The organism is Tenacibaculum finnmarkense genomovar ulcerans, assembly GCF_900239495.1.
Classification (GTDB): Bacteria; Bacteroidota; Bacteroidia; order Flavobacteriales; family Flavobacteriaceae; genus Polaribacter; species Polaribacter ulcerans.
The window spans coordinates 328,199-341,695 of sequence record NZ_OENE01000004.1 but is presented as its reverse complement, the minus strand read 5'-3'; the positions used below and the strand labels follow the sequence as shown (position 1 = coordinate 341,695).

Annotated in this window: 8 protein-coding genes (1 of these 8 running past the window's edge); 7 read left to right on the top strand and 1 reads right to left on the bottom strand. The window is 29.8% G+C overall.

The window, feature by feature from the left end:
• Positions 1 to 2,073: VWA domain-containing protein (locus DPIF8902391_RS02315; RefSeq protein ID WP_172504941.1), on the bottom strand; the 2,073-nt coding region annotated here is incomplete at its 3' end.
• 659 nt (positions 2,074 to 2,732) lie between these two features.
• Here DPIF8902391_RS02315 and mnmE point away from each other — a divergent pair.
• From mnmE to DPIF8902391_RS02280, 7 genes are all read left to right on the top strand, one after another.
• A complete protein-coding gene (gene mnmE / locus DPIF8902391_RS02310) occupies positions 2,733 to 4,133 on the top strand; it encodes a tRNA uridine-5-carboxymethylaminomethyl(34) synthesis GTPase MnmE (RefSeq protein ID WP_172504940.1) in 1,401 nt (466 codons plus the stop codon).
• 126 nt (positions 4,134 to 4,259) lie between these two features.
• Entirely contained in the window at positions 4,260 to 5,369 is a 1,110-nt protein-coding gene (locus tag DPIF8902391_RS02305; protein WP_172504939.1) for a Fic family protein, read from the top strand.
• A 280-nt stretch (positions 5,370 to 5,649) separates the two neighbouring features.
• A complete protein-coding gene (locus tag DPIF8902391_RS02300; RefSeq protein WP_172504938.1) occupies positions 5,650 to 6,465 on the top strand; it encodes a hypothetical protein in 816 nt (271 codons plus the stop codon).
• A gap of 601 nt (positions 6,466 to 7,066) precedes the next feature.
• Complete coding sequence (hsdR, locus tag DPIF8902391_RS02295) at positions 7,067 to 10,312, top strand: type I restriction-modification system endonuclease (protein ID WP_172504937.1); 3,246 nt, start codon at positions 7,067 to 7,069, stop codon at positions 10,310 to 10,312.
• Positions 10,313 to 10,325: 13 nt separating this feature from the next.
• The gene (locus DPIF8902391_RS02290) at positions 10,326 to 11,531 is read left to right on the top strand and encodes a PDDEXK-like family protein (RefSeq protein ID WP_172504936.1); all 1,206 of its coding nucleotides are present in this window, start codon (positions 10,326 to 10,328) and stop codon (positions 11,529 to 11,531) included.
• A 6-nt stretch (positions 11,532 to 11,537) separates the two neighbouring features.
• Positions 11,538 to 12,941 carry a class I SAM-dependent DNA methyltransferase gene (locus tag DPIF8902391_RS02285; protein WP_172504935.1) on the top strand — a complete coding sequence of 468 codons (1,404 nt, stop codon included), beginning with the start codon at positions 11,538 to 11,540 and terminating at the stop codon, positions 12,939 to 12,941.
• Positions 12,942 to 13,497, top strand: the start of a protein-coding gene (locus tag DPIF8902391_RS02280) for a restriction endonuclease subunit S (RefSeq protein ID WP_172504934.1). Its footprint extends 785 nt past the window's final position; 556 of the gene's 1,341 nt are visible here — the first part of the coding sequence; the start codon lies at positions 12,942 to 12,944; its stop codon lies off the right edge, out of view.

Sequence of the window (13,497 nt, the reverse complement as noted above, 5' to 3'; positions counted from 1 at the left end):
ATCAGAAACATCGCCGGTTTTTTCTACAGATACATCAAAAGTACAATTCGCATCCGTCGAAATTATGATGTCTTTTGGAACTGTAAATGTTGGTTTTATTGTGTCTGTTATACTAATAATCGTACTATCTGTTTCTGTTTTTCCACAAGTATCAACAACAGTAAATGTCCTTAAAACTTTTGTTACACATCCATCATATGAAATAATTTCATCTTTATATGTAATCTTAGCAATATTAGTATCATCTGTAGCTATATAATCTGCATTATTAAATGTAGCTATATTTAATGAAACTGCTGTTAAACTAAATTTATATCTAGCATTTGCTGAATTTATATTATTTTGATCACAGCCCTGAATACTCAATTTATTAGGAACAATAAGTGTTGGGACATCATTATCAATTGAAATAAGTGTTGTTGAAATTGACTTTTCACAACCAAGAATATCAGTAACTGTAACCGTATATAAACCTGTACTAATATTATTAAGATCTTGAGTTGTGGCTCCATTACTCCACAAATAGGTGTAACTACCCGATCCTCCGGTTACAGATAAATCAATACCTCCATCAGTTCCTCCACAGCTTAAATCACTTTTTAATACTGATAATGACAATTCATTAGGTAATATTATTGATTTTTCTAAATTAGTTGTTGATAGGCTACAATTTGAACTATAAACTAATTCTGCCTTAAAATTTCCTGTGAATTTATCGCTGCCTGTATAGGTAAATTCCCCTGTTTTATCAGCGGATGTTCCTACTAAATTACCTTTTAAAAAGAATTTCCATAAATAGGTTTCTGTAACTCCACTACAAACAATAGCATTCGAATTAGATCCGTAATTTATTGTTTTTGAACAGCCTTGTTGTCTATTTAATTGAATATCGGTTACTGGGCAAGGGATGCAAACAAGAGTGTTGTCAAAATTTTTGTTGGTTTGATTACATGTAGCATTTTTATATCTTATAGTTGAAGTTCCTAACGATAGATTATCGCCACAAAAATTATCAGCAGCAATAATAGAATATTTCAAAGTAAGAGTTTCATCTAATATTTTATCTACCTCCCAGTTTATAGTGTTATTAACAATTAAACCTGTTCCTTTATTAGCGTTAATAGTACTGCTCGATTGTAAACTTGATGAAACTATTTGAAATTCATTCGGTATTTGATCAACTACCAATGGTTGATCATCTAAAGCTGTTGCCGCAGGTATTAATTCTCCTAAAATAGTACTGTACATGTTTGTTAAATCAGCAGCATTGTCTGTATAATATGCACCACTGTTCTGAATATTATCTAAGGTATATTTTGCGTTATCCTTTTCTATTCCTTCTATTAATTGTCCCGTAAACCCTACGGTAAATATTGATTGATTATAAGAAGTACCGTTAACATTAATATTTCCAATTGCTGTTGCTGCGGAAAAAGCACGCTGCTGACACATTGAATTAATTTCTGTCGTTTTACACTCACCACTTACTGGCAAAGGAGAACCGTTATGCCAATTAGGAAGACCATCTGTAAAAAACACAATACTTCTTGTTCGTAAACAGCCAGGGCTTGAATTGGTAAACACTTCTCCCGCTTTTAATAAGCCTCCTTCCATATTAGTACCAGCATCTGGCGATAATTGATCTATAGCATTATTTAAAGCGGTTTTATCTGTTGTTAAATCAGCTAAAATAACCGCATCGTAACTATAACTAACAATGGCTATTTTGTTTTTACCTGTCGGATTATTCGCTGAAGAAAGTAACTTACTTACAAAATCTTTTGCCGATTCTTTTACAAATTTTATAACTGGTTCTTGATTTCCTGTACCAGTTCCATCATCAACATAGTTTCCCATACTTCCGGAAACATCTATTAACAATACAACTTCTTTAGCAGCTACAGGTGGATTACCTATTACTGTTAATGTAACATCAAATTGTTTACAGTTTATTGGGCTGCTTACTATTTGTTTATTTATAACTATTTGTTCTTGGGCTATAATTAATTGACCTGATACTAATAAAAAAGCAAAAAAAACACTTTTTAATACTGATTTTAACCTTGTTTTCATAATAAAAATACCTTTACAGTGATGTCTTACTTATCTTAAATTTATAACAGATGTTCTTAATAAAACTGAGGTAAATAGTAGAAATATCATACTATTTTTCACTAACCTAACAGCTTTTCTATTAAATTTAGATGATAAACAAGAAGTGCGAATATTTTGGTTATTCGAATTGAAATCTGTTTGAAAAGTATTTTTAGCAGGTACTAAATAATGGTTAAACTTTAAATGTAAAACAATAGATTTTATTTTTCTATTTTTTTTAACAATTAAGTTGGTTTCGTATTTATCTAACTTGGTAAAGTTAGAATATTTTGTAGTAGCAAATAATGTTGTGCTTGTGCACAAACATAAAAAAGTAATCGTATTTTCCATAATTTTTATTTATCATAATTTAAAACCTTGTAATAAAATTACAAAGCATAGGGGGATATACAAAAAGGGATGGAGGGGATTTATTTTATGTTATAAAATAACGTTTAAATAAATGGGGGTAATTTATTTTTAATTTAAAACTACACATTAAATATACTTAAATTCAGATGTTTAGCTTTTTTACAAGACAAATGTAGCTTGTTTTTTCAACTAAAAAAAATATTTTTTTAAAAAAATTTCTATTAAATAATTTCTATTTTTTAATCGGTTATAACTAGTTTTGCCACATGATACAAAATGATACTATTATTGCTATGGCAACTCCATCAGGCGTTGGAGCTATTGCTGTTATTAGGCTTTCGGGTGAAAAAGCTATTGAAATTGTAAATACTTTTTTCAAGTCGATAAAAAGCAACAAATCGCTGCTAACTCAAAAAACACACACCTTACATTTAGGGCATATTTTTGATAAAAATACCAATACTATTTTAGATGAAGTTTTAGTATCAATATTTAAAAACCCCAAATCGTATACAGGCGAAAATGTCGTAGAAATTTCATGCCACGGTTCGGTATTTATTCAGCAAGAAATTATCCAATTATTTTTAAAAAATGGTTGTAGAATGGCTGATAATGGTGAATTTACCATGCGTGCTTTTTTAAACGGAAAAATGGATTTAAGCCAAGCCGAAGCCGTTGCCGATGTAATTGCTTCTAATTCTGCTGCAAGTCATCAAATGGCTATTCAGCAAATGCGCGGCGGAATTACCAATGAATTAAAAGATTTACGCATACAATTATTAGATTTTGCGGCATTAATTGAACTTGAATTAGATTTTTCGGGCGAAGATGTAGAATTTGCCGACCGAACTAAATTTAAACAATTAGTAGCTAAAATCACCTTTGTTTTAAAACGATTAATTGATTCTTTTGCTTTCGGAAATGCCATGAAAAATGGAATTCCTGTAGCAATTATCGGCGAGCCTAATGTTGGGAAATCTACTTTATTAAACACGCTTTTAAACGAAGAAAAAGCCATTGTTTCAGATATTGCAGGTACTACTCGTGACGCTATTGAAGATGATTTAATTATTGATGGTGTTGCTTTTCGATTTATTGATACCGCGGGTATTAGAGAAACTCAAGATATTGTTGAGAATATCGGAATTAAAAAAGCCTACGAAAAAGCAGAAAATGCACAGTTAATTATCTTTTTAATTGATGCGAATAAATTTGCATTTTCTAGCGATGAATTTTTACAAGAAATTGAAACCATAAAAGAGCGTTTCCCTACTAAAAGATTGCTTGTAATTGCCAATAAAATTGATACATTATCGTGTCATGATACAGCTATTTTAAAATCAGAAATTGATCCTTTAATTTTAGTATCAGCAAAACAAAAAACAGGTATTATTGAGCTAAAAGCGGAATTAACATCTTTAGTAAATACAGGTGCTCTAAGTAATAACGAAACAATTGTTACTAACTCACGTCATTTTGAAGCATTAAACAATGCTTTAACTGCTATTACTTCTGTACAACAAGGAATTGATTTAGAAATTTCTACGGATTTATTTTCTATTGATATTCGTGAGTGTTTACGTCATTTAGGAAATATTACAGGTGAATACGATGTCGATAAAGATATTTTAGGGCATATTTTCGGTAACTTCTGTATCGGAAAGTAAGTGCACAAAATATTAAAACCTTATCTTAGGTATTAAATAATTTTCAATAAAAAATGAGCCGATTATATTTTTTAATCGGCTCATTTTTTGACCATATTTGAGCCGATTAACTAAATTATTCGGCTCATGGAATATAATTGGCAACAAAAAGACTGGAGAAATTTCTCTTATAATATTGATGAATTAGAAGATTATCTTTATAAATTCATCGAAAAAACAGGCAAAATAAAAGGCATAACCAAAGGATTGTCAAAAATATCTCATACTCAAACTACAATCAATATTTTAGTTTCAGAAGCTATTAAAACTTCCGAAATAGAAGGAGAATTTTTAAGTAGAACAGATGTAATGTCTTCCGTTAGAAATAATCTTGATATAAATACTTCACATGAAAACGTAAAAGATATTAAAGCTAAAGGTATTGGTGAATTAGTTACAAATGTTCAAAATAATTTTAAAGAAGAACTTACAAAAGAAACCATCTTTAAATGGCATCGGCAATTATTACAAGACGAAAACCTAATTGAAGTTGGAAAATGGAGAACGCACCAAGAACCTATGCAAGTAATTTCAGGAGCTATGGGCAGAACAAAAATACATTTTGAAGTACCTGCTTCTGCAAATGTAAATGACGAAATGAATCATTTTATAAACTGGTTTAATACAACTTCTCCAAAAGGTGAAAAACCTATAAAAAATGCCGCTATTAGAGCTGCTATTGCTCATCTGTATTTTGAAAGTATTCATCCTTTTGAAGATGGTAATGGACGAATCGGAAGAGCTATTGCCGAAAAATCGCTTTTACAAACCCTAGACAGCCCTTTATTAATTAGTCTTTCTACAAGTATTGAAAAAGAAAAAAAAGAATATTATAAAGCGTTAGAAAAAGGACAACGAAGTAATGAAATAACACCTTGGTTACATTATTTTATCAATTTAATTTTGAATGCTTTAGATACTTCCGAAGCAATTATAGAATTTACGCTAAAAAAGACAACCATTTTTACAACCTATCAATCAAAATTAAATGAAAGACAATTAAAAGCAATACGCAGAATGCTCGATGAAGGTTTTAATGGTTTTGAAGGAGGTATGACTGCAAGAAAATATATTGGAATTACCAAAACATCTAAAGCTACTGCTACAAGAGATTTACAAAATCTTTTAGAATTAGGCGTTTTTAAACTATTAGGAAAAGGACGAAATACCTCTTATGAAATAAATTTTGACGTTTAAAACTGTTTCAATTTTATTCAAGAATAGTTTTATAACGGCAAATCAGCACGGCATTATGGCAAGGGGTTGAAACCCCTTGTTAAATATCAAAATAACTTCAATATAAAATGAGTCGATTAATTTACTATCTATTTCTCTTTTTAAAATATGTTTTTGGTTTTGTTGTATCTTTCCATATAAAAAAGAAAAAGACAAAATGACTGAAGAAAATAATTTCACTCCATTTGAAAGAATAATAAGAGAATTGGGTGTTGTCAAGTGGATTTTTAAAAGCCAATCTATGGAAGCCTCAACAAATGTTTCACAAGTACCAATGCTACATTCAAAAGGACGGTATTTGGCAGGAATGTACTATGTTACATCTAGTGAAAAAATGATGTTGCTTCAAGAATACATAAAACATTATACCAAACGATTTGAAAGTACTACAAATACTAGTTTAGTGAAAAATGAACTTTTAGAAATACATAAAGAGGCAAATAGTATTTTAAATTATTACAATAAAAACCTTACTACTAGCTCCAAAATAGTACAAGATTTTAAAAAAAACATACCTAAAATTATTGGTGATAAATTAAGGTATTTAGAAAAACATAGAGGTGTTATAGTTGTTGGAAACCTACGAATCGAACATATTGAATTTGGAATAGATTTCCATGACAAAAGAATGGATTGGACTTATCAAAAACATAATACCATAACTACTAATAATGAACTTGCTTTCTTTTGTGCTAAATTGATAGGGTTTATTGATAAGTTTGAAATTAACCAATCAGCAACTAAAAAAGAATCTCAAAAGATAAAATTATCAATTAAACAAGTAGCATTAAAATATATTTATGAAGGAAAATCTATTACTAGACAAAATAGTAACTCTATAATTAAAGAATACGGACATACTTCTGGAGATAAATTGTATAACGAATACACACGTTATTCAAGTAAAACTAATAGAATAGCAAACGAAGAAACAGAACAAAAATTAAAAAATAAGATTAAATTAATCGAAAGCGTAATATCTTTATTATCAATAGAAAATCAAGAAAAACCGAGAAAAGAAATTACCGATTTAAAAGCAAAATTAATCATTGATTAAAATTTGTAACCAGTTATAACCAGTTACCTACTTACTAACTGTTAGTTCTTTGTATCATCATCTAAAAAAAGATACAAATGAAAAACCCACTTTCTAAAATTAGTCAATTAAATATCAAACAACTTTTAAAAAATTTAAAACTTGTAGCTGAAATTATTAATTTAATTCGGCTTTTTTTGATATAAGATTTACAGATATAAAAAAAATTAACATATAAAGGTTTAGCTTTTGAATTAGTAACTAAAATTGCCAAAATTTTAAACACACTAATATCAAAACTAAGACGCCCATACTACTGCGCGGCTGTTCTTATTTGGTGTATATATAAATTTAGAATAACAGCAACTAAAAACCATCTAATTAACTAAATACAAAACATAACTTAAACATTTACAAAAAAATATGTTATTAAGCTATGTTTTAACTCCCCTCCTTATGCTATAAACATATATTTATAGTTTTATATAATTATGTAAATCTATATGAGTTTGTTTTATTATTTTAGGCATTAAAAAAATTGTAAAAAAGAAATGTTTAAATACATTTCTAAATTTTATGTTGGCTCATAATTATATGTAAACATAAAACAAAATAGCTATAAATGAAAACAAACTTTATCTTTTTAAAAGACAACTATATTGAGTTATTTCAATTAATTGTTTTAGCAGAACGTAATTGCTATACTGACCCAAGTACAACACTTTCTAAACTTAGAATTCTTACTGAAAAACTAGCTAGTATTTTAATTGACTTTGAACAACTAGACGAACCTTTCGATAAAAAGCAAGTAAGCAAATTAAATGTCTTAGCAAATAATTCAGATACACCATCTGAAATAATTTCCATTTTTCATACTATTAGAAAATCAGGAAATAAAGCCTCTCATTCTGGAGAAGGCACACAAGCTCAAGCTCGTTATATGCTTAGACAGACTTTTTATTTAACCAAATGGTTTATTGAAGTATATGAAGATGAAGAAATTTGTAGTGATTATGAAATACCTCAAGAATCTTGGTTTATTATCGAAAACTCTAGGTCAATCGAATTAGAACAGCAATTAGCACAACTAAAAGATGAAGTTGACACTTATAAACTAAAAATAATAGCACAAACTCAAATTTCTGAAGAGGCAAAAAAACAACGTAAAGAACGTGCTTTTTCTAAAGCTAAAAAAACAGCTGAAACAGAAGCTGAAACCAGAGAACGTATAGACAAACAATTACGAGATGTTGGCTGGGAATGTGATACACAAACATTAAACTACAAAACCCGTAAAACACTACCTCAAAAAGGACGACAGATAGCAATTTCTGAATGGAAATGTGCTACTAAATGGGCAGATTACGCTTTATTTAATGGTTTAGAACTTATTGGTATTGTAGAGGCTAAAAAGCATATTAAAAATGTAATGAGCGATTTAGGGCAAGCTGAAAAATACAGTCAGCTTGTTACTAATAATAACAATACTACATTTGTTAAACATGCCAATAGTTCTAATTATAAAGTTCCCTTTATATTTGCTACCAACGGAAGACCTTATTTAGCACAATTTAAAACTGCTTCTGGTATTTGGTTTTGGGATGCTCGTAATCAAAAAAATAGGGCAAAACCATTGCCTAATTGGTTTTCACCAAGAGACCTTATAGAAAAATTAAACTACGATGAAAACAAAGGTGTAGAAAACCTACAAAAAACAGGCTATGATTTATTATCAGATCCTAATGGCTTAGGGTTAAGAGCTTATCAAATTGAAGCCATTAAAGCTGTAGAACATAAAATATTGACCAATACAGACGATAAACGCGCTTTACTAGCCATGGCAACTGGTACAGGTAAAACACGTACGATGATTGGTATGTGTTATCGTTTAATTAAATCTAAACGATTTAGGCGTATTTTATTTTTAGTAGATAGGCGCATGTTGGGTAAACAAGCATCCGATTCATTTAAAGAAGTTCACATAGAAGGTTTGCAAACTTTTGCGCAAATATATGACTTACAAGACTTAGAAGATAAAGCTTCTGAGCTAGATACTAAAATACATTTTGCTACCGTACAAGGAATGGTACAGCGTATTGCTTATTCTGATAATCCTCCTAGTGTAGGAGATTACGACTGTATTGTGGTAGATGAAGCACATAGGGGCTATACACTAGATAAAGAAATGGACGAAGAGGAATTTATACTTCGTAATCAGCAAGATTTTCAAAGCAAATACCGAATGGTATTAGATTATTTTGATGCCTATCGCATTGGTTTAACTGCCACTCCTGCCCTACATACTAAAGATATTTTTGGCGACCCTGTGTTTATGTATTCCTACAGAAAAGCAGTTGTTGAAGGTTATTTAATCGATTTTGAACCTCCTTACGTTTTTCAAACTAGCTTATCTAAAGATGGTATTGTTTGGGAAAAAGGCGATGAAGTAAAAATATACGATCCTGAAGAAAACCAAATTAAAGATATAGGTATTACCGAAGATGAAATTAAAGTAGAAATAACAGGTTTTAATCGCAAAGTTATTACCGAAAGTTTTAACCGTGTTATTTTAAATGAATTAATATCTACTTATGGAATTTTACCAGAAAACAAAGATAAAACCTTAATTTTTGCTGCTACAAATGCACATGCTGATACTATTGTAAGATTATTATATGAAGAATATGAAGCCTTAGGCGAAGATGCTGATAAAGATGCTATCGTTAAAATTACAGGTGAAGTTTATAATAGAGAAGATTTATTACGTAAATTTAAAAACGATCAATACCCGAGTATTGTAGTTACGGTCGATTTATTAACTACAGGAATAGATGTACCTAGTATTTCTAATTTAGTTTTTTTACGTCGTGTAAACTCTCGTATTTTATACGATCAAATGGTAGGGCGTGCCACCAGACGTTGCGATGATATAGGTAAAGAAGTATTTAAAATTTACGATTGTGTTGGCGTTTCTGAAATTATGGCAAAAGAACAAGTTATGAAACCTGTTGCCCCTTTGGTTACTAAAACCTTTGCTCATTTAGTAGAAGAATTAGCTATTATTGAAGATGATTACTCTAAAGAAGCTAAACTAGATCGTATTATCGCTAAAATACAACGTAAAATTTCTGGCTTTAACGAGCAACAAACAGCACAATTCGAAATACTTTCTGGTGAACCAACGGCAAGAGATTTTGCTCAAAAATTAAAAACTTTTGATATTGAAAACATAAACGAATCAATTGAAAATTATACTCATTTATGGGAGTTTTTAGATCGTGAAAAAGGAAAAGCATTTAATTACGCTACCTTATTTAGCGATCACCAAGACAAGCTTGAAGAGGTTTCTCGTGCCTACGAAAAAAACTTAAAGCCTAAAGATTATTTAGAATCGTTTACCGAATTTATAAATAACAACAAAAACACCATTACTGCTTTAAATATTGTATGCACCAAACCAAGTACGCTAACTAGAAAGGAATTAAAAGAGCTTCGTTTAATTTTAGATACCGAAGGTTTTAATAAAAACAACCTCAACACCGCTTATAAAGAAGTTACTAATACCGAAATTGTTGCTGATATTATTTCACACATCAGAACTTCTGCTTTAGGTGAAAATTTGGTAAGCCATCAAGAGCGTATTACCAATGCTGTTACAAAACTAAAAACAGCACACAATTGGAATCAAATTCAATTAAAATGGCTCGATAAAATAGAGGCGCAACTTCAAAAAGAATCTATTATTACTTTAGATGATTTAAACAAACCTCCTTTTAGTATTGATGGCGGCTTAAAACGTTTAGATAAAGTTTTTAAAAATGAAACTGCACAAATTATTAATGAGTTAAATGATTATTTATATGCTTAAAAATTAAAATTCTATGAAAAATTTATTGAAAAAAATTGCTGAAATCTCAACTAAATATGAGCAATTAAATAAAATATCAGGCAACGATTTTAATGTGTTCGATGTTATAAATGTAACTACTAATGAGGTACGTTTACATTCTAAATTTATTGCCGAATTGCTAAATCCGAAGGGAACACATGGGCAGGATGATGTCTTTTTAAAACTTTTTGTTACACAATTTGATGTAAAAATAAACACCGCATCGGCAATAGTAACTGTTGAAAAATATATTGGTGTAAAAATGGAAACCTCAGGCGGATATTTAGATATTTTCATTTCAGATAATAAAGGAAATGCTATAACTATTGAAAATAAAATTTATGCAGCAGATCAAGAAAATCAATTAGTTAGATATTATAATTACAATCCTAATAATCTTTTTTATCTTAATTTATTTGGTGATGATCCTTCTGAAAATAGTTGCGGTAAATTAAAAATAGGCGACGATTTTAAAATAATTTCGTATCAATCAGATATTATAGAATGGCTTATAAATTGCAGAAAAGAAGCCGTAGAACTTCCTTTACTAAGAGAAGGAATTACTCATTATATCAATTTAATAAAAATATTAACAGGGCAATCAGGAACTACTAAAATGAATACAGAAATTAGCCATTACATAGCATCATCAGCAGATAATTTAAAACAAGCTTCTTTAATTGAACAGAATATGACAACTGCAAAAGTTGAAATTCAATGGTTGTTTTGGCAAAGTTTAAAAGAAAAGATGATTGCCAATGGTTTAAGCCTTGTTGAAGAAAAAAATGTAACATGGCAAAACGTACATAATTACTATACTAAAAGTAGAAACAGAGATATTTATTTTGGTTTATGGGTTAAAATATTTGAAAAAGAAAATATCAGTATTCATTTTGGTATTGAAATAGAAGATGAAATTTACTTTGGCTTTACCATAGAAGAAAACGCAAAAGGTGGAATTGCTAATCTTGATAAATTCAGCAACTATAAGAATATGGTTTTAGATATAAACCCTAATTATATAAATTCAACATGTTGGTTAGGGTGGAAATATACCCAAGAAAAACTAAATTTTAGAACCTTTAATTCAGATGCTATATTTAATTTAGCAGACCCAAAAAAATTAGACCAATTAACAAGTAAAATAGCTGAAAATATTTTAAAAGATATTAAAGCTTTAAAAAACAAATTACATTAAATATAAATGGCATTATCAACACAAGAAATAGTAAATAAACTCTGGAATCTTTGTAACGTATTACGTGATGAAGGAATTACTTATCACCAATATTTAAACGAGCTTACCTTTATTCTGTTTTTAAAAATGGCAGAAGAAACCGAATATAACGATAAATTACCCGAAGGCTACCGATGGGAAGATTTAATACAAAAAGAAGGGATTGAGCTCACCAATTTTTACCGTAAATTATTATTGCATTTAGGTACTGAAAGTACAGGGAAAATTCAAAAAATATACAATAACGCACAAACAAGTATCAACGAACCTGCTAGCTTACGTAAAATCATCAAAAATATTGATGAGCTAGATTGGTTTGAAGCCAAAGAAGAAGGTTTGGGTGAAATGTACGAAGGATTACTAGAAAAAAATGCTTCTGAAAAAAAATCAGGTGCAGGACAATACTTCACCCCTCGCCCACTTATTAACGTTATGGTGCGTTTAATGAATCCGAAAGTTGGCGAACGTTTAAACGATCCTGCATGCGGAACCTACGGTTTTATGATTGCAGCACATCATCATATATTAAAAAACAATGATAAGTATTCATTATCTGAAACCCAAAATAAACACTTACAAACCGAGCAATATAGTGGATGTGAATTAGTTGGTGACACACATCGTTTAGCCATGATGAATGCCTTTTTACACGGAATGGGCGGAAATATTGATTTAAACGATAGTTTAAGTAGCTATGGCGAAAGCATTAAAAATATCGATTTGGTATTGGCAAATCCACCTTTTGGAACTAAAAAAGGAGGCGACCGACCAACTAGAGGCGATTTAGTGTATCCTACAAGTAACAAGCAATTAAACTTTTTACAAGGTATTTACCGCAGTTTACATACCCGAGGTGGCGCGCGTGCTGCCGTAGTGTTACCCGATAATGTACTTTTTGAAGATGGCGACGGACAACGTGTACGCCAAGATTTAATGGATAAATGTAATTTACATACTATTTTACGTTTGCCTACAGGTATTTTTTATGCCGCTGGTGTAAAAACCAATGTTTTATTTTTTGATAGAGGAACAACAGAGAAAAAAAACACGCAAAATGTATGGTTTTACGACATGCGTACCAACATGCCAAAATTTGGGAAACGTACGCCGTTTACTGAAAATCATTTTGTAGATTTTGAAAAGGCTTACAATGCCACTGATAGAACCAAAATAAAAGACGAACGTTTTAGCTGTATTACTAGAGATGAAATTACCAAAAAGAATGATTCTTTAGACCTTGGTTTAATTGCTGATGACAGCATTACAAAAGCCGAAGATATTGGCGAACCTATTGAAATAGCACAAGAAGCTTTAGCTGAATTAAAAGAAATTACAAAAGCTTTAAACAGTATAATTAAAGCACTTAATTAAATGGAGAGTAAGTTACCAAAAAATTGGGTTGAGACGGAAGTTGGTATTATTTCTGAAATAATCAGAGGAATTACTTATAATAAATTACAAGCTAAATCTATTAAAAAAAATGATGATTATTTAGTTTTAAGAGGTGGAAATATTCAAGACGGAAAAATAACTACAAAAACTAATGATGTTGTTTATGTTGAATCAAATTTAGTTAAAGAAATACAGAAAATAAAAAAAGGTGATGTTGTAATTGTAGGTTCAACAGGAAGTAAAAGATTAATAGGAAAAGCAGGAATTGCTAAAGAAGATTTTAAAGAAATTTCTTTTGGTGCTTTTTTAATGTTGATAAGACCTTCATATCTAATTAATAAAACTTTGTTTGATTATTATTTTATTTCTGATAATTATAGAAATGTAATTAGAGAATTAGCTGGTGGTGTAAATATCAATAATATCAGAAGAGAATATATTACTAATTTAAATTTACCACTTCCACCACTAGCAGAACAACAACGCATAGTTGCCAAACTAGATACTTTATTTGGTTCTTTAGATGCTTTAAAAA

Excerpts from the sequence above, each read along its gene's own strand:
- hsdR (WP_172504937.1), top strand. The coding sequence starts at position 7,067 with ATGAAAACAAACTTTATCTTTTTAAAAGACAACTATATTGAGTTATTT.
- mnmE (WP_172504940.1), top strand. The coding sequence starts at position 2,733 with ATGATACAAAATGATACTATTATTGCTATGGCAACTCCATCAGGCGTT.
- DPIF8902391_RS02285 (WP_172504935.1), top strand. The coding sequence starts at position 11,538 with ATGGCATTATCAACACAAGAAATAGTAAATAAACTCTGGAATCTTTGT.
- DPIF8902391_RS02305 (WP_172504939.1), top strand. The coding sequence starts at position 4,260 with ATGGAATATAATTGGCAACAAAAAGACTGGAGAAATTTCTCTTATAAT.
- DPIF8902391_RS02300 (WP_172504938.1), top strand. The coding sequence starts at position 5,650 with ATGGAAGCCTCAACAAATGTTTCACAAGTACCAATGCTACATTCAAAA.
- DPIF8902391_RS02290 (WP_172504936.1), top strand. The coding sequence starts at position 10,326 with ATGAAAAATTTATTGAAAAAAATTGCTGAAATCTCAACTAAATATGAG.